At 73.2% G+C, this 15633-nt stretch carries 15 protein-coding genes; 8 read left to right on the top strand and 7 right to left on the bottom strand.

The genetic code is table 11. The features are described 5' to 3' along the window. Positions 1–506 precede the first annotated feature (506 nt). Positions 507–1235, bottom strand: a complete 729-nt coding sequence (locus ACH4SE_RS26595; RefSeq protein ID WP_398546003.1) for a TetR/AcrR family transcriptional regulator — start codon at positions 1233–1235, stop codon at positions 507–509. A gap of 238 nt (positions 1236–1473) precedes the next feature. Between ACH4SE_RS26595 and ACH4SE_RS26600 the strand changes: the two genes are divergently transcribed. The 5 genes from ACH4SE_RS26600 to ACH4SE_RS26620 all read left to right on the top strand — a co-directional run bounded on the left by ACH4SE_RS26600 (position 1474) and on the right by ACH4SE_RS26620 (position 6985). Beyond that, positions 1474–2061 (top strand): flavodoxin family protein, encoded by a 588-nt coding sequence (locus ACH4SE_RS26600; protein WP_398546004.1) that lies wholly within the window; start codon positions 1474–1476, stop codon positions 2059–2061. Positions 2062–2837: 776 nt separating this feature from the next. Beyond that, positions 2838–4322 carry a hypothetical protein gene (locus ACH4SE_RS26605; RefSeq protein WP_398546005.1) on the top strand — a complete coding sequence of 495 codons (1485 nt, stop codon included), beginning with the start codon at positions 2838–2840 and terminating at the stop codon, positions 4320–4322. A gap of 41 nt (positions 4323–4363) precedes the next feature. Next, on the top strand, positions 4364–5584 hold the full coding sequence (locus ACH4SE_RS26610) for a hypothetical protein (RefSeq protein WP_398546006.1): 1221 nt from the start codon (positions 4364–4366) through the stop codon (positions 5582–5584). 45 nt (positions 5585–5629) lie between these two features. Continuing rightward, positions 5630–6439: a hypothetical protein gene (locus ACH4SE_RS26615; RefSeq protein ID WP_398546007.1), complete on the top strand. Its 810-nt coding sequence runs from the start codon at positions 5630–5632 to the stop codon at positions 6437–6439. Positions 6440–6481: 42 nt separating this feature from the next. Next, positions 6482–6985 carry a hypothetical protein gene (locus ACH4SE_RS26620; RefSeq protein ID WP_398546008.1) on the top strand — a complete coding sequence of 168 codons (504 nt, stop codon included), beginning with the start codon at positions 6482–6484 and terminating at the stop codon, positions 6983–6985. A gap of 1 nt (position 6986) precedes the next feature. On the opposite strand, the gene ACH4SE_RS26625 is transcribed toward ACH4SE_RS26620, so the two are convergent. Next, positions 6987–7511 (bottom strand): GNAT family N-acetyltransferase, encoded by a 525-nt coding sequence (locus ACH4SE_RS26625; RefSeq protein ID WP_398546009.1) that lies wholly within the window; start codon positions 7509–7511, stop codon positions 6987–6989. Then, positions 7508–8083, bottom strand: coding sequence for a GNAT family N-acetyltransferase (locus ACH4SE_RS26630; protein ID WP_398546010.1), 576 nt, complete (start codon positions 8081–8083; stop codon positions 7508–7510). The genes ACH4SE_RS26625 and ACH4SE_RS26630 overlap by 4 nt, the downstream gene beginning before the upstream one ends. A 799-nt stretch (positions 8084–8882) precedes the next feature. Between ACH4SE_RS26630 and ACH4SE_RS26635 the strand changes: the two genes are divergently transcribed. Continuing rightward, positions 8883–10082, top strand: a complete 1200-nt coding sequence (locus ACH4SE_RS26635; RefSeq protein WP_398546011.1) for a cytochrome P450 — start codon at positions 8883–8885, stop codon at positions 10080–10082. A gap of 16 nt (positions 10083–10098) precedes the next feature. Here the strand turns inward: ACH4SE_RS26635 and ACH4SE_RS26640 are convergent, their stop codons facing one another. Together ACH4SE_RS26640 and ACH4SE_RS26645 are read right to left on the bottom strand one after the other, a co-directional pair. Continuing rightward, complete coding sequence (locus ACH4SE_RS26640; RefSeq protein WP_398546012.1) at positions 10099–11337, bottom strand: MFS transporter; 1239 nt, start codon at positions 11335–11337, stop codon at positions 10099–10101. A gap of 83 nt (positions 11338–11420) precedes the next feature. Next, a complete protein-coding gene (locus ACH4SE_RS26645) occupies positions 11421–11696 on the bottom strand; it encodes a hypothetical protein (RefSeq protein ID WP_398546013.1) in 276 nt (91 codons plus the stop codon). Between the two features lie 72 nt (positions 11697–11768). Between ACH4SE_RS26645 and ACH4SE_RS26650 the strand changes: the two genes are divergently transcribed. Then, positions 11769–12527 (top strand): AraC family transcriptional regulator, encoded by a 759-nt coding sequence (locus tag ACH4SE_RS26650; protein WP_398546014.1) that lies wholly within the window; start codon positions 11769–11771, stop codon positions 12525–12527. 289 nt (positions 12528–12816) lie between these two features. On the opposite strand, the gene ACH4SE_RS26655 is transcribed toward ACH4SE_RS26650, so the two are convergent. Together ACH4SE_RS26655 and ACH4SE_RS26660 are read right to left on the bottom strand one after the other, a co-directional pair. Then, complete coding sequence (locus ACH4SE_RS26655) at positions 12817–13563, bottom strand: dienelactone hydrolase family protein (RefSeq protein ID WP_398546015.1); 747 nt, start codon at positions 13561–13563, stop codon at positions 12817–12819. Between the two features lie 173 nt (positions 13564–13736). Continuing rightward, positions 13737–14240: a DinB family protein gene (locus ACH4SE_RS26660; protein ID WP_398546016.1), complete on the bottom strand. Its 504-nt coding sequence runs from the start codon at positions 14238–14240 to the stop codon at positions 13737–13739. A gap of 138 nt (positions 14241–14378) precedes the next feature. Between ACH4SE_RS26660 and ACH4SE_RS26665 the strand changes: the two genes are divergently transcribed. Next, complete coding sequence (locus ACH4SE_RS26665) at positions 14379–15617, top strand: DUF4032 domain-containing protein (protein WP_398546017.1); 1239 nt, start codon at positions 14379–14381, stop codon at positions 15615–15617. Positions 15618–15633 lie beyond the last annotated feature (16 nt).

A 15633-nucleotide genomic window follows, 5' to 3' on the forward strand; every position in this document is an offset into this window, starting at 1 on the left:
TCCTCGTAGTGGGCCTACTCGGACGAGCCCGACAACGTAGCGAGCGTGCGTGCCAGGCGCCGTCTGCCAGGCGGGACTTTGCGGACACGCCCTAGTCGCCCATGAACCACACATAGCTGCCCGGCATCGCCGCACAGGCCTGGAGAAGCCCGGCGAGGTCGAGGAGAGCCGCCCTCTGCCGCTCGTCCTCACACCCCTCCGCCAGGGCGGCGGCCTCGTTCCGGCGGCCCGGGCCTCCTGGTCGTTGAACAGCGTGTCGCCGTACGGGTCGACGCGTCCGAGGCTGCCCGAGCCGTGGCGGTCAAGCCCGTCCAGCGCCCGGGCCAGCGCTTCACCGTGGTGGTAGGACCCCCGGACCAGGGTGGCTCGGGACGATCCCTTTTTCGCCGGCCGGCCCGAGTGGAGTTCGAGCTCGATCCCCATGACCCTCCGTCAGTTCCGGGCGCCCCGGCCCGCTCAGATGATGTGTCGGGCACCACCCGGCCCCACGGTGCGTACGCGGCGCCTCAGCCTGCCAGACGCTGCAGCCATTCGCGCAGCAGAGCCGTCTCCGTGGCTCCCAGGGGGATTCCGGCGTCCGCGGCGGGGGGTCCGGCAGCGACAGCGGCCTCCAGCGCCGCGTCGAGGGCGAGTGCGCGCGAGGCCAGGTCCGACCCGGACGAGACGGGTTCGCCGGTGGTGACGGAGGCGATGACGGTGTCCCGCAGCCGCGCCGAACTGGTCAGGTCCCGCCGTGTGGGATCTTCGCCGATCAGGGCCAGCGTGGCACCCGTCGTCGCCGCGTGGATGACGCGGGTCGCCTGTTCGACAGGAACCCGGAGACGCCCGGCATCGGCCGCGCGGCGCAGCAGTCCCACCAGCAGGGCGTGCGCCTCGTCCGCGGCGGGGGGCCGCCGCCCGGGCTGCGCAGTGCCGTACATGAGCACGTAGAACGCGGGGTGCCGCAGCCCGAAGTCGACGTGCAGGTCCCAGCCGCGGTAGAGATCGGCCAGCGGGTCGTCGGGGGTCAGCGCCAGTGCCTCCCGCTTCTCGGTCAGGTAGATCTCGAACCCGTAGGCGGCCAGCTCCGCCAGGAGCCCGTCCTTGTCGTCGAACATCCGGTAGAGCGCGGGGGCCGTGATGCCCGCGGCCGCGGCGACCGCGCGCGTGGAGACCGCGTCGCGGCCACCCTCCTCCAGAAGCCCGGCCGCCACCTGGAGTACCTGGCGCCGCGCGGCGCGTCGTCCCTCATCCATGGAACAACGCTATCCGATTGCGCATATCGGCGCTCTATCGGTGTTACTGTTTTCACCGGAACGGCGATACAGACTGGTCACGGGCCTCGCGGACCCGCGGGGCCGGCGCGTGCCGCGCCCCGATCGTGGCTGTCGGCCCTCGCTTGTGGAGCAGTCCGCCGACCGCCGCGGCAGGCAGCCCGTTGTGTCCGCCGCCGCCACCGCACACGCCGCCGTCGCGGCAGGAGAGGAACACCCCGTGTCCGACATCTCGATCGTCATCGCGTCGCATTCCGGCTACGGCCACACCACGCAGCTCGCCACGGCCGTCGTGGACGGCGCACGCTCCGTCGCCGGGACGCGGGTCCACCGCGTGGACGTCGCCTCCCTCAGCGACGCCGACTGGGAACTGATGGACGCCTCGGACGCCATCATCTTCGGCACCCCCACCTACATGGGCACCGCGTCCGGGGCGTTCCACGCCTTCGCCGAGGCCACCAGCAAGCGGTGGATGACGCGCGCCTGGAGCGACAAGCTCGCGGCAGGGTTCACCAACTCCGGCTCCATGAGCGGCGACAAGCTGCACACCCTGCAGTACCTCTCACTCCTGGCGGCCCAGCACGGAATGCTCTGGGTGAGCCTGAACCTCCTGCCGGGCTGGAACACCACCACCTCAGGCCCCCAGGACGACAACCGCCTCGGCTTCTACCTGGGGGCCGGCGCCCAGAGTTTCAACGACACACCCGAGGTCCACGAGGCGGACCTGAACACCGCCCGGCACCTCGGCCGGCGCGTCGCCGAGCACACCCGGATCCACCGCGCCGGACTGACCGCCGCAACGCACTGAGGCAACCGCCCGTGCCGCTCGGGCGGTCCCGCCCCGCTCGCCGTTCACCCGCAACAGCCGGCCCGACGGCATCCGCAAGGTCGCCGCCAACAGCCTGCACCACCTCGGCATGGACCCCGACGTCTTCCACCGGCACCGCGTCGACCACCCCGACGGCCACTCAGGGGTGGCCGGACGGGGCGGGTGTGCTCGGCGGCGGAGCCGCGCGGGCGCACCGGGGCCACCGCCGGGTGAGCCCGGGTGCCGACCGGCGGGCGGTGACCGGAGAGTCGGGCCCGACGCGCTCACCGCACGCCGGATGCCGGAAGGTCCTCGCGGACAGGGGGTTCCCGGCGAGGACGCGCCCAGCCCCGAACTGGGGGCGCCCCACGTGTCTCCGGCAGGTCCGGCCGTACCCCCGCCGCGGGCGGTGTGGTGTTCTCACGTGTCCGAAGGCCCACCACCTCCACTCGTCGGCGTTCACCTCTTTCCCACCGTACCGAACCATTCCCTAATTGAAGGGGTGACAAAACGGCGCCACCACTGGAAATTGCGCGGTCACGCCTCCCGGAGAGGCCCGGTTGCACACCATGTGGCGCGGGATTAGCTTTGAAGAAAGCTCACGTGATGAGCAGCCGCAAAAGCAGCGTCAGGAGCCTTGGCGCCAGGGATGATAGCGGCACTCCCCCCGTTCCCGGCAACTTCTGCGCCGGGCGATTCGGCAGCGCCGGGTTCTGCGGAAAACAACCCACCCCCCGAGCGGCCTTCCTTTCGCCGCTCCGCACCGAGGAGTCGCCATGCCGGCACCGGACGTGTACAAGGTCCTCAAAGACCTCGAAGCCAAGGTCGTGGGCATAGACCCGAAGACCAACCACATGCAGGACGGGTACTTCGTCGCCTTCCGCGACGTCGGTCTTCCCATCCACGCACCGGACTTCGACAACCCCTGGTCACCGCTGGGGGCCAACCTGGAGGCGGACGTCCCGGAGACGCCGCCAACGGATCCGGGAAGCGCCCCGAAGACGGCGAGTTCGCAACTCACCCAGGACCGCATCTTCGCCGCCAACATCGGCGACTCGATGCAGAGCTACCTCAACACCTTCCTGCTCACCGACGACAAGCTGCGCATGAACAACAGCTATTCGGTCATGCCGGGATCGAGCAAGGTCAGTGACAGCTGGTACGCCATCATCACCGGGGCCAACGGAATTCCGAAGAAGGTCGAACTCAGCGACGAGCTCAAAGCCGGGTACGCCGCCGCCACCGCGGCACTGATGGACGAGAAGGGGAATCCCACCCCGCACTACCAGGCCTATCTCCAGTACGAGGACCAGTACAAGGACAAGGTCAACGCGTGGCACCGCGCGTACAGCAACGCCATGACGGATCCGATGAAGTTCCAGAGCTGGCCCATCCAGGGTGTCGCTTACGAGGACGACGCCAACGAGGCCATGGACCGCTGGGTCAGCTTCGGGTTCAAGGGGGAGATCGAGAACGCGATCAACACGCTGGCGGCGCAGGGCAGCGACCCGGCGATCGCCCTCATCAGCCGGGCCAAGAAGCGCTTCAAGAACAGCCTCAACGAGTTCCAGGGCGTCGGCGAGATCCCGTACACGCTGATGCTGCCGAGCAGTTGGTACAACGCGGACAACGACGACGGCTGGTTCACCTACACCAGCTCCGACTACCACAGCGAGTCGCACTACTCCACCTCCTCGACGTCCTACGGGGGCGGAGGCGGCTTCAACATCGGCCTGTGGTCCGCGAGCGGTGGCTTCGACCACTCCGAGAACCGCAGCTCGCTCCAGCTCGCGACCGACGACCTTGAGGTCTCCTTCAGCTACTGCGCCGTCGACATCAAGCGCCCGTGGCTCGACACCACCCTGCTCAACCTCAAGAACTGGTTCCTCATGGGGGACTACCCGCAGAACTGCATCTCCGACGGAACCATGGGCCAGGAACTCCCGCAGGGCGGCTTCGAACCCGGCTTCTTCCCGTCGCTGGTGACGAGCCTGATCCTGGTCAAGGACGTCACGCTGCGCGGCGAGAACTTCATGAGCGACTGGCGCTCCCACGACGAACTCACCACCGGCGGCGGCTCGGTGGGCTGGGGACCCTTCTGCGTCAACGGCCACTACTCCGCGCGCGACGCCCAGCAGGACTTCACCGCGGACGCCTCCGCCGAGCAGCTCCAGCTGCACGGCGTACAGCTGCTCGGGTACGTGTCGGCGATCAACCCGGCGAGCCCTTCGGTGAACTCCAAGGACTACCTCAAGGGCTGACGGCGGCCGCCCCGTCCGGGGCGCTGCCGGAAGGAGTCGCGATGACGCTCTCCACCGACGTGATCTTCGACCGGCTGAACACCTACTTCCAGGAGAAGTTCGGCATGGCCGAGGGCGCCCAGACCATCTTCCGCTTCGACAAGCGCGGTTCGGTGATCTCGGACCAGGACTTCGTCGACCCGCGGAACCCGGCGGCCGGGTGCGTACCGGCGCTCGCCGTCGAGAAGTTCTCCGATCTGGCCAACCGGATCCCGCTGGTGTGCGACGACGGGTTCAACGTACTGCTGACGCAGAACTCGACGGACCAGACCTACTTCTACCGTCTGCTGTCGCCGTCGGTCCCCTACGTCCCCGACGGCGCGGACCCGATGAGCAGGACGGTGCTCACCGACGCGTTCAACGCCGCGAAGGCCGAGGCCCTGCGGGTGTGGAACGCCGCCACCCTCGAATCCCTGTCCGGCATGATGCTCGCCTACAAACCGGCCATCGCCACGCCCGAGGGCTGGTACGACCGGAGCCGGGACGACATCTGGTCCAACGAGAGTTTCGAGGTGTCGGACGACGCCGCCGCCGCGCCCCCGGGCGCCCCGGACTCCGACCTGTGGAAGATCACCGCGACGGACCCGGTCATCCCCGTACCGGCGGAGGTACCCGCGGCGCCCGACGCCTCCGACACGGCGCTGCACGACTGGCTGGGGCAGCTCCGCGCGGACCCGCGCCCGCTGCCGCTCGCCGCCGAGCCGGAGCAGCAGCCGGCCGCCGACGCCTCCTCGACCCTCGTCCTGTCCCCGTCCCTCCTCGACAACCTCGACGTGCGGGACCGGCTGCTGGTCAGCGACATGACCGCGGACCAGGTCGACACACGTCCGCTGGCGACGAACGCCGTCACCATCTCCTTCGACTACTGCGTCGTGACCGTCCGCCGTCCCTGGTGGTTCGACGCCTTCGTCAACGGCGGCAACTGGTACGTGCCCGGACTCGCGGAGGGCGCGCTCACCATGGAGGCGGCCCCCGGGAACATGCCCTTCGTCACGACGGGCATGGTCGTCGTCCGCAACCTCGTCATCACCGGCTCCTGGGACCCGTTGGACATCGAGTCGGCCAGCAGGGCCGTCGGCTTCGGGCCGTTCAAGGTCTCCGGGGGCATCACCGACGGAAAGCTGACCCATCCGCTGATCCAGACGATCGGCTGGCTGCTGGAGAGCCAGCCGGCGCTGCCGCCCTGCGAGCCGCAGCCCGCCGCCGCCGCGCCTCAGCCCTGAACCGGCCCCGTTCCGCGCCGACCACCCCGCTCTCGGGAGGCGACCATGCCCTCGGCAGACCAGCTCGCCGCACTGCCCGCGCCCACCGCCGACAACGGCTCCACCCAGACCGCCAACGACGACGGCTCCACCACGACCACCTGGCCGGACGGAACGTCCAGGGTCGACTACGCCGACGGCTCGGCGATGATCACCTTCGGCGACGGCGCGGTCCTGAACGTCTACCCGGACGGCACCAGGACCCTCAACGACGTCAACGGCGTCGCGCTGGACCCCGTGACCGGCGCCCCGCCGTCCGGAGGCGGCGGTCTGCCCACTCCGCCGGACCAGACCCCGGACCGCCTCCTGCGGCTCATCCACGGCGACGAGCCGATCGACAACATCGAGGAGGCGGTCGGTCTCGCCAAGACCTTCGCCGACACGATAGGCGGCGAAGTGGACCCCACCGAGTGGGTGAAGCAGTGGTTCCTGGCGCTGCTCGCCGGCATCAAGGCCCTGGAGACCGAGGAGCGCGGCTGCTACATGCGCGGCTGGTGCTACACCGTCCTCTACTCCGCCCTCGACATGGGCCGCCCGCCCGAGCCCGCCTTCAGCGGCAGCCTCCAGGGGCCCGACCAGGACGCCCTGGACCGGCAGAACTGGGGGGAGGGCGTCCAGGCCGCCGAACAGCAGCTCGCCGCGCGGCCGGACGGCACCGCCCTGCGCAACCGCGTCCTGCTGCGGCTCGCCCAGGACGGCAACCAGCCCGAGGTGACGCTCAACACGCTGTGGCAGACAGCCTGCGCACACACCGACGACACCCAACTCGCCCGCGCGTACGAGCACATCAGCTGGCCGCAGACCACCGGCGCCTAGCGCCCGCCGGCGGAACGCACAGGAGCGGCAGGAGGCGCCACCATGGCCGACCCGACACCCGCACAGACACCGGTCCCGACACCCACACCCACACCGGCCCCGACACCGTCCCCCGACTCCCCGCCGTGCAACGGAGTGCAGCGCGGCCACTCGGTCTGGGTGGTCCTGGCCGCGTTCGCGGTCCTGGGCGCCCTGTGCTCCGTGTCCCTGGCACTGCTGCGGCACAACCCCGACCAACTGCCCGGCGTCATCGGCGCCATCGCGAGCCCGGTCGTCGCCATCGTCTCGGCCTACCTCGGCCTGAAGATCGGCAACGAGCAGGGCCTCGCGGGCAACCTGGCCGCCAACGCGTCCCGGGAGCGGGCCGAGAAGGACGTCAAGGCCATCCTGGCCGATCTCCCGCCGGAACAGGCGGGCCGCTACGTCCACATGCTCGGCGCCACCCCGCGAACGCCGCCCGCCGCGGCGCCGTCCGCGCCGCCCCCGGGGCCGAAACCGCCCTCGCCGGGACCGACGCCGCCACCGCCCTCCCCCGGCACGGGGTAGCTCAGGGCCGGCCGCCGGGCCCCTTCTTCTCCAGGAGCGTGAACACCTTGGGCCCGGCCCCCGGCTGGGGTTTGCCCTCCTTCCGGCCCACGACCCGGTAGCCCTCGGCCGTGTAGAAGGCGGTGAGGCGGGCGTTGGACGCCAGGCAGTCGAGACGGACCAGGGGGCGGCCCGTCTCGGCCACGCGGTGCTCCGCGGCCCGCAGCAACGTCCGTCCCGTGCCGGGGCGGGCCGTGCCGTGATCGACCATCAGGCGGTGGACGTACCCGGCGACCGGGGGCTGCGGGCCCCACGCGGCCTCGTCCTCCCACCACAGCTCCCACGCGCCCGCCGGGCGGCCGGCGGACTCGGCGAGCCAGACCTCGCCGTGGGTCATGACGCGGCGGAAATGGTCCTCGTCCAGCTCGCCGGGGTGCCACTGGCCGGTGACGCCGCGGGCGAGCATCCAGCGGGCGGCGTCGTCCCGAAGGCGCACGAGGGTGGCGAGGTCGGAGGGCCCGGCCGGGCGGAAACGCAGGTGGGTCACGCCCGGGATCCTCGCACGGGCCCTCGGGCGGGCGGCGGGGGCGGGGTCCACACGCCGAGCCACTGCTCCGCGCCGAACTCGGGGAAGCGGCCGGCCTCCGTGAAGCCGAGCTTCGCGGCGACGCGCAGGGAGCGGGTGTTGGCGGTCTGGGCGGTGAGGACGACGGGTTCGCCGGGGTGGGCCGCGGTGAACCAGGCGAGGGCGGCCGCGCAGGCCTCGGTGGCGTAGCCGTGGCCCCAGGCGCGGGGCAGGAACATGTAGCCGAGCTCGTGCTCCCCGCACTCGGGGCGGATGTGGCCGGGGCGGGCGGGGTCGCGTACGTCCAGGGTCGTCATGCCGATCGCCTCGCCGTCCAGCTCCGCCACGAAGAAGCCGGGGCGGCGGCCGGGCACCTCGGGCATGGTGCGCTCCAGCTCCGCGCGGGACTGGGCGCCGCCGACGTAGGTGCCGACCTCCGGCGAGGCCAACAGCTCCACGAAGGCCGGCCGGTCGCGCGCCTCGGAGGCGCGCATCACGAGCCGGGCGGTACGTATCGGCGCGGGCGGCCAGGCGACGGAACCGGCGGCGGTCATGGCGCGCTCCTGACGACGGCACGGCGGCACCGGCGGCGGGGCCGGGCCGCGGCGGTGCTCGCATCCTAGGGCGGCGGCCACCGGAGCTGAAGGCCCGTGGGGCCCCGCACCGGGCGAGGCCACGTCCGCGAGCGGCGGCCGCCGCAGCGGTCAGCCGGCAGAGAGCCGCGCGGAAATGGGCGGGGGTGACAGGGGTGCGGGAGTGAGCGGGGATGACGGGGGCGCGGGGTGAGAGGGAATGCGCGGGAATTCGCACCCGCGAGCGGATCCCGATACGGCCGCGCACCGCCCGCCGCCGCACCCTTGACTCCTCGGGAATGCCGTTGAACGATCCCGTTGTGCGGTGAACGAGACCGCCGCCGAAAGCGCGGAACACTCCGGGCCCACGTTCAGGGGAGGCGCAGGGACAGTGCTTTCCGATGCCGGGCCCGTCGCGGCGCCCGGCCCTGCCCGCGTGCGGTGCCGCCGTCCGCCACCGCCGCAACTGTCCCCCGAACGTGTGGTGTTGCTCCGGCCGCCCGGACCGCGCCGGGGCATCGCCCGTATATTCCCCGGCGGTCGCCGCGTTCGCGTCGTGCATTCGCCGGTGGCCGGTGTCGTGGCGCGGCTTTTCACCAGCGGCGGAATCGTCAATTCCGCGGGGCGATTTCCCTCCCCGCGGGGCGCTTCCCTCACTGCGGGGCGCTTCCCTCCCTGCGGGGCGGTTCCCTCCCTGCGGGGTGATTTCCCTCCCTGCCGAATACCGCCCGTTCCGCCCACCGGTTCCCGGGACCGACGAACCAGCTGAGGAGCAAGCACCATGAACGAAACCCGCACGGTCGCCTTCGTCGCCTCCGAACGCGACCGCGCCTGCCCGTTCGACCCGTCGCCGGACCTGCGCCGGATGCGCGAGAAGGACGGCCTGCCGCGCGTCCGGGTCCTCCACCCGGTGCTCGGTGAGGTCGAGGCGGCCGTCGTCACCCGCTACGACGACGTACGGGCCGCCTTCGCGCACCCCCGTCTCGTCACGGGCAACGGCATCGACCCGGACCAGCCGCGCACCCTCTACAACCAGCCGGGTTTCCTGCTCGCCTACAGCGGCGCGGAGCACGCCCGGCTGCGCGGGATGCTCACCCGCAGCTTCACCGTCCGCCAGGTCGAGCGGCTGCTCCCCACGATGGAGGCGATCATCGAGGACCACCTCGACGCCATGGAGCAGCAGGGGCCGGGCGTCGACCTGGTGGAGGCCTTCGCCCTGCCCATCCCGTCGCTGGCCATCTGCGAACTGCTCGAGGTCCCGTACGCGACGCGGTCGATGTTCCAGCGCTGCTCCCAGGTGATCATGAGCGGAACCGCCGACGCCGGCCAGGTGATCGCCGCCTCGGCGGAGCTGCACGCCGCCATGGCGGACGTCGTCGCCCGGCACCGGGCCGCCCCCGGCGACGGGGTGCTGGGCACGGTGGTGCGGCAGCACGGCGACGAGCTGACCGACGAGGAGCTCATCGGCTTCGGCATCACGCTCCTGGCCGGGGGCCACGAGACCACCGCGACCCAGCTCGCGCTGAGCGTGCTGGCCCTGCTCCGGCACCCCGGCCAGCTCGCCGCCCTCCGCGACGACCCCGGCGTCACGGCGACGGCGGTCGAGGAACTGCTGCGCCACCTCGCCATCCCCGCGCCCGTGCTGCGCACCGCCACGGCCGATGTCGAGATCAACGGCCAGCCGGTCGCCGAGGGCGAGTACGTCCTGCTCTCCGCGCTGACGGCGAACCGCGACCCCGCGCTCGTCCCCCGGGACCCCGACGACCTCGACCTGCGCCGCCGCCCGGTCACCCAGCTCTCCTTCGGCTTCGGCGTCCACCAGTGCCTCGGCCAGCAGCTGGCCCGGATGGAGCTGAAGGCCGCGCTGCCCGCGCTGCTGCGCCGCTTCCCCACCCTCCGCCTCGCCGTCCCCGAGAGCGAACTGCGCTTCCGCACCGGCTCGACGGTCTACGGGGTCGAGGCGCTCCCCGTCGCCTGGTGAGGTACGGGGGCCTTCCCTAGTGCCCGGCCGGGAGAGCCGGTTCCGGGAGGGGGCGGGTGAGGAGCCAGCCGAGAGCGGGGAGGGCGATCAGGGGCAGGAGGGCGGTGCGCAGGGACGTGGCGTCGGCCAGGGCGCCCACCGCAGGGCTCAGGACGCCGCCGACGCTGACGGCCAGGCCCAGGGTGACGCCGCTCGCGGTGCCGACGCGCGAGGGCAGGTAGTCCTGGCCCAGCGTCACCTGGAGGGAGAAGGGGATGTACAGGCCCGCGGAGGCGAGGGCGACGAAGAGGTAGAGGGCGGGTCCGGGGACGAGGACGACGCCCGCGACCGCAGCGACGCTCGCGACGTACGACCGGCGCACCACCCGCACCCGCGTCCAGCGGGCGGCGAGCGAGCTGCCCAGCACCGTGCCCACCGCGCCGCCGAGGTAGAGGAGGAAGAGGGCCGCGGCGCCCGCGGCCGTGCCACCGCCCGTGCGCTGGCGGGCGTAGAGGGAGACGAAGCTGCCAAGGACGACGAAGACGACCGACCGGCACACGATCGCGAGGGTCAGGCGGACGAAGGAGCGGCGGTCGTCCGGGCGGCCGTCCGCCCCCGCCTTCCGTGTCCCGGACGCCTCCGCGGCGGCGGACCCGCGGCGTACGGCGAGCAGTGCGAGCACCGCGCCCAGTACGGCGGGCAGCACCAGCACGGGGGTGGCGCCCAGTCCCCCGGCCCCGACCACGGGTGTGACCAGCAGCGGGGCGAGTGCGAAGCCGACGTTGCCGCCGAGCGAGAACCAGCCCATCCGGGTGTGGCTGCCACCGCTCGCGATCCGGGCGACCCGCGCCGACTCCGGGTGGTACGCGGCGATCCCGACCCCGGCGACCGCGACGCACAGCAGCGTCAGCGCGTAGGAGTTCCCGACGCCGCACAGCGCGATCCCGATCCCGCACAGCGCGGTGCTCAGCGGCAGCAGCCACGGCATGCTGCGCCGGTCGGTGAGCGCCCCGAACGCGGGCTGCACGAGCGAGGACAGCAGCGAGGCGGCGAGCACCACGCCGGACGCGGCGGCGTAGGAGTAGCCGCGGTCGGCGACGAAGAAGGGGACGAGAGCGGAGACGGCCCCCTGGTAGACGTCCACGCACGCGTGCCCCACGGACAGCGTCAGGACCGCCCGCCCCCTCCCGTCCGGCGGCGGTCCGGGCGGCGTGCGGACTGCGGGGCCGGGGGCGGGAGTTCCGGCGGGCGGGCCGAGCGGCGGTGAAGTGGTCATGCCGCGATCGTGGCCCGCGGGGCGGGGCTCCCGCTTCCGTCAGAATGCCGGACGGTGTCGGAAAACCGCCACGCCGGCCGTCCCTACGCGGAGCCCCGGTCCCACCGCCGCGCCTTCGCGTGCCGCTCGCGTACGCGGGCGACGTCGCGCGCGGTCAGCAGCGCCAGCAACGGGCCGCCCAGGAAGGCGACGAACGCCAACTGCCGGCCGTCGGGCAGCAGCAGACGGCCCGACAGGGCCAGGACTCCCGTCAGTGCCACGGTCTTCGCCACGATCCGCGGATCGCGCAGGACCATCCGCAGCCTCTGCGGGAACGTCATGACCTCCCGCGAGCCCCGCTCGCGCCCCCCAGTGCCCATGCCCTCATCGTCCCGCCCCGCCGCCGCGGAGGACAGCGCTCCGGCACCCGGCGGGCGCGTAAGGTGCGGGCCGTGCCGAAGCCGCTCCCGGAGCCCGAGACGACCGTCGCCCCGCCCACCTCGGTCCGGCCGCTCGCGGCGGGGCAGGGCATCGACGCGCACGTGCACCGCGAGCACCAGATCCACTACGCGGGCCGCGGCGTCCTCACCGTCACCACGGACGCCGGGACGTGGATCGCGCCCGGCAACCGCGCGCTGTGGGTGCCGGCGGGGACGGCGCACTCGCACCACGCGCACGGCCGCCTCGACCTGCACACGATCGGCCTGCCCACCTCCGTCAACCCGCTCGGCCTCGACGTGCCCGCGGCCCTGACGGTCGGGCCGCTGCTGCGCGAGCTCATCCTCGCCTACACCCGCGAGGACGACCCGGTCACCGGGGCCGAGCGGCGGCGCATGCGGGCCGTGCTGCTGGACCAGCTGCGCGCCTCGCCGCAGCAGCCCGTGCACCTGCCCATGCCGTCCGACCCGCGGCTGGCCGCCGTCTGCGCGCTGCTGCGGCGCGACCCGGCGGACAGCCGCTCGCTCGCCGCCTTCGGCGCCGCGGCGGGGGCCGGCGAACGCACCCTGAGCAGGCTGTTCCGGGAGGAGCTGGGCATGACCTTCCCGCAGTGGCGCACCCAGCTGCGGCTCTACCACGCCCTGGTGATGCTCAGCGAGGGCGTGCCGGTCACGGCGGTCGCCGTGCGGTGCGGGTGGTCGTCGCCGAGCGCCTTCATCGACGTCTTCCGGCGGGCTTTCGGCCGGACGCCGGGGAGCCGCCCGCCCCGCTGAGCCGCGCCCGGGCGGCGGCGGTCGCCGGGTCCTGCTCCGGGCCGGGGACGACGACGCGGTGGTGCGGGTCGCCCGGGCAGGCCGAGGTTCTCGTCGTGCAGGTGCAGCCCGCCGTGTCCGGGACGGCGTACGGTCCCGGTCCCGGCGGCGCGCGGCTCGACGCCGCCCGGCGCTTGGCACGGCCGGAAGGACGCGCTGCCGGCGTCCGACTCGGCCGGCGGCCGCGCCGCCGCCGGGCGGCGGACCGGCCCGGCGGTGGCGTCCGGGCAGATCCGCCGCCCGCCGTTCCTCAGGCCAGGTGGCGGGCGAGGAAGCGGGCCGCTTCCGCGGGTTCGTCCGGCGGGAGGGGCGCGGAGTGCGGACCCGGGTGGGCGTGCAGGGACTTGTCCGCCGAGCCGAGGGCGTCGAAGAGGGCCAGCCCCTCCGCACGCGGGATCCGCTCGTCGTCCCAGGCGAGGAGGAACCGCACGGGGACGGTGGTCCGCTCCGCCTCACGCGCCAGCGCCCGCGCCCCGCTCAGCCCCAGCACCGCCGCCCGCACGCGCGGTTCGGCGGCGACGAAGGGCAGGCCGAGCCCGCAGCCCAGCGACACCCCCCAGTAGCCGGCCGGGCCGGGCCCGATGTCCGGCAGCCCCTGGAGCGCGTCGAGCACCGCGCGCCACTCCGGCACGGTGCGCCGGGCCACGAGCGCCTGGAAGCCGGCGATCAGCGGGTACGGATCCGCGCCCGCGGCGATCCGCTCGCCGTTCGCGGTGGCGAGCGCGTCCAGCTCCGGGTCGGTGGGCCGGTCCCCGTGACCGGGCACGTCGACGGCAGCGGCGGCGAAGCCGCACTCGCGCACGAAGCACCGTGCGCGGGCGGCCACGTCGGGCGCCTCCTTGTGCCGGCCGCCGCCGTGGCCGAGCAGGACGAGCGGCCGGGTGCCCGGCGCCGCCCCGTCCGGGGTCCACAGCACGCCGGGGATGTCGCCGAGGGAGAAGGAGCGGATCCGGACGCCGTCGGCGGCCGACGACTCGGGACGGAGAGTGAAACGCATGGCGTTCACGCCTTTCGGGATGCCTCACGCGCGGTGCGCGTGCGCGGGCGCTCCCTCAGCCATGCGCGAGGGGAGGGCGGGCCCGACCTGTCGTTGCGCTGATCGGTCTCACCTCCCCTGGTCGTCACCGGTGCACGGCGCCGCCGACCGTAGCACGGCGCCGGGCCCGCGGGTCACTGGCCCGTGGTGCCGTCGGCGAGTTCGCGGAGGATGTCGAGGTGGCCGTTGTGGCGGGCGGTCTCCTCGACGAGGTGCATCAGGACCCAGCGCAGGTTGACATGGCTGCCGTCGCGGATGGGGCGCTGGGCGAGGTCGTCGAGGGAGTGGGCGGCGACGGTCGCGCGGTGGCGGTCGGAGTCGGCGGCGTAGGCGGCGAGGACGTCCGCGAGCGGGAGGCCGAGGTCGACGGTGAACTCCCGGTCGGGATCCTCGTCCGTCCACGGGCCGCGGTCCTCCTCGCCGAGGAAGATCACGTCGAACCACCAGTGCTCCACCCAGCGCAGGTGGTTGATCACACCGGACAGGGTCATGAGCGGGGAGCCGGGCAGCGGGGCCGCGCGGCCGTGCTCGTCGGTCGCGCCCGTGCACTTCTCGATGGCGGTGGCGCGGGCGTAGTCGAGGAAGGTGGCGAGGGTGGTCCGCTCGTCACCGGTGGGCGGCAGGTCCGTTCTGGTCATGAGCAGGCATGGTCTTCGATCCGCGGGGCCGCTGTCGACCGTATTCCCGCCGACCGGGCCGCGTGTCGCGCATGGCACCATCGAAGCTGCGGCGCCGCGCCGCCCCGTCCCCCTCCCCGAGGAAGCCGAGCCGCCGCCATGCCGCTGCACATCAGGGCCTTCGACGCCGACCACCCTTCCGCCCTGCTGGACCTGGAGTGGCACCTGCCGCTGGAGCAGTGGTCGGACAAGTCCCTCGTCGCGCTGCCGCGCGGCATCTCCCGGCACGTGGTGCGCTTCGCGCGGGCCGGGGACGAGGTCGTCGCGATCAAGGAGGTCAGCGAGTGGGCCGCGGTCCGCGAGTACGGGCTGCTGCGCGACCTGGACCGGCTCGGCATACCCGGGGTCGACCCGATCGCGGTCGTCACCGGGCGGGAGGCCGCCGACGGCACGCCGCTGGAGCCCGCGCTCGTCACCCGGCATCTGAACGGCTCGCTGCCCTACCGCTCGATGTTCGAGACGACGATGCGCCCGAGCACCGTCAACCGCCTGCTGGACGCGCTCGCGGTGCTGCTCGTGCGGCTGCACCTGGTGGGCTTCGCGTGGGGTGACTGCTCGCTGTCCAACACCCTCTTCCGGCGCGACGCGGGCGCCTTCGCCGCCTACCTGGTGGACGCCGAGACCGGGCAGATCCAGCCGGAGCTGACCGCCGGGCAGCGCGACTACGACATCGACCTGGCGCGTGTGAACATCGCCGGCGAGCTGATGGACCTGGAGGCCGGCGGCTCGCTGCACCCCGCGGTCGACCCGGTGACCTTCGCCGAGGCCATCTGCTCGCGCTACGGCGACCTGTGGCACGAGCTGACCCGGCAGTCCGTCTACCCGGCCGACAAGCGGCACTACATCGACCGCCGCATCCGCCGCCTCAACGACCTCGGCTTCGACGTCGCCGAGATGCAGATCCAGCGCTCCCCGGAGGGCGACACCGTCACCTTCGTGCCCAAGGTCGTGGACGCCGGCCACCACCAGCGGCAGCTGCTGCGGCTGACCGGCATGGACACCGAGGAGAACCAGGCCCGCAGCCTGCTCAACGACCTGGAGTCCTGGATGACCACCCAGGACGACTACGCCCCCGGCGACCCGCTGGGCGCCCGGCCGGAGGTGCTGGCGCACCGCTGGGTGCGGCAGGTCTTCCGGCCCGCCGTGCGGCTGATCCCGGTGGAGCTGCGCCGCAGCCTTGACCCGGCGCAGATCTACCACGAGCTGCTGGAGCACCGCTGGTACATGTCGGAGCAGGCCGGGAAGGACGTCGGTTTGGAGGCGGCCGTCGCCTCCTACATCGCCGACGTCCTGCCGCACGTGCCCGACCCGACCGCGATCCCGCCCGAGGCGGAGTGACCCTCCCCCCTTCGGC

Origin of the sequence: Streptomyces sp. NPDC020983, assembly GCF_044333485.1 — a bacterium.
Lineage (GTDB): Bacteria > Actinomycetota > Actinomycetes > Streptomycetales > Streptomycetaceae > Actinacidiphila.

What these genes read in the sequence shown, in the direction of transcription:
- ACH4SE_RS26595 (WP_398546003.1), bottom strand. Translation starts at nt 1,235, where the DNA reads ATGGATGAGGGACGACGCGCCGCGCGGCGCCAGGTACTCCAGGTGGCG.
- ACH4SE_RS26605 (WP_398546005.1), top strand. Translation starts at nt 2,838, where the DNA reads ATGCCGGCACCGGACGTGTACAAGGTCCTCAAAGACCTCGAAGCCAAG.
- ACH4SE_RS26610 (WP_398546006.1), top strand. Translation starts at nt 4,364, where the DNA reads ATGACGCTCTCCACCGACGTGATCTTCGACCGGCTGAACACCTACTTC.
- ACH4SE_RS26615 (WP_398546007.1), top strand. Translation starts at nt 5,630, where the DNA reads ATGCCCTCGGCAGACCAGCTCGCCGCACTGCCCGCGCCCACCGCCGAC.
- ACH4SE_RS26620 (WP_398546008.1), top strand. Translation starts at nt 6,482, where the DNA reads ATGGCCGACCCGACACCCGCACAGACACCGGTCCCGACACCCACACCC.
- ACH4SE_RS26630 (WP_398546010.1), bottom strand. Translation starts at nt 8,083, where the DNA reads ATGACCGCCGCCGGTTCCGTCGCCTGGCCGCCCGCGCCGATACGTACC.
- ACH4SE_RS26635 (WP_398546011.1), top strand. Translation starts at nt 8,883, where the DNA reads ATGAACGAAACCCGCACGGTCGCCTTCGTCGCCTCCGAACGCGACCGC.
- ACH4SE_RS26640 (WP_398546012.1), bottom strand. Translation starts at nt 11,337, where the DNA reads ATGACCACTTCACCGCCGCTCGGCCCGCCCGCCGGAACTCCCGCCCCC.
- ACH4SE_RS26645 (WP_398546013.1), bottom strand. Translation starts at nt 11,696, where the DNA reads ATGGGCACTGGGGGGCGCGAGCGGGGCTCGCGGGAGGTCATGACGTTC.
- ACH4SE_RS26655 (WP_398546015.1), bottom strand. Translation starts at nt 13,563, where the DNA reads ATGCGTTTCACTCTCCGTCCCGAGTCGTCGGCCGCCGACGGCGTCCGG.
- ACH4SE_RS26660 (WP_398546016.1), bottom strand. Translation starts at nt 14,240, where the DNA reads ATGACCAGAACGGACCTGCCGCCCACCGGTGACGAGCGGACCACCCTC.
- ACH4SE_RS26665 (WP_398546017.1), top strand. Translation starts at nt 14,379, where the DNA reads ATGCCGCTGCACATCAGGGCCTTCGACGCCGACCACCCTTCCGCCCTG.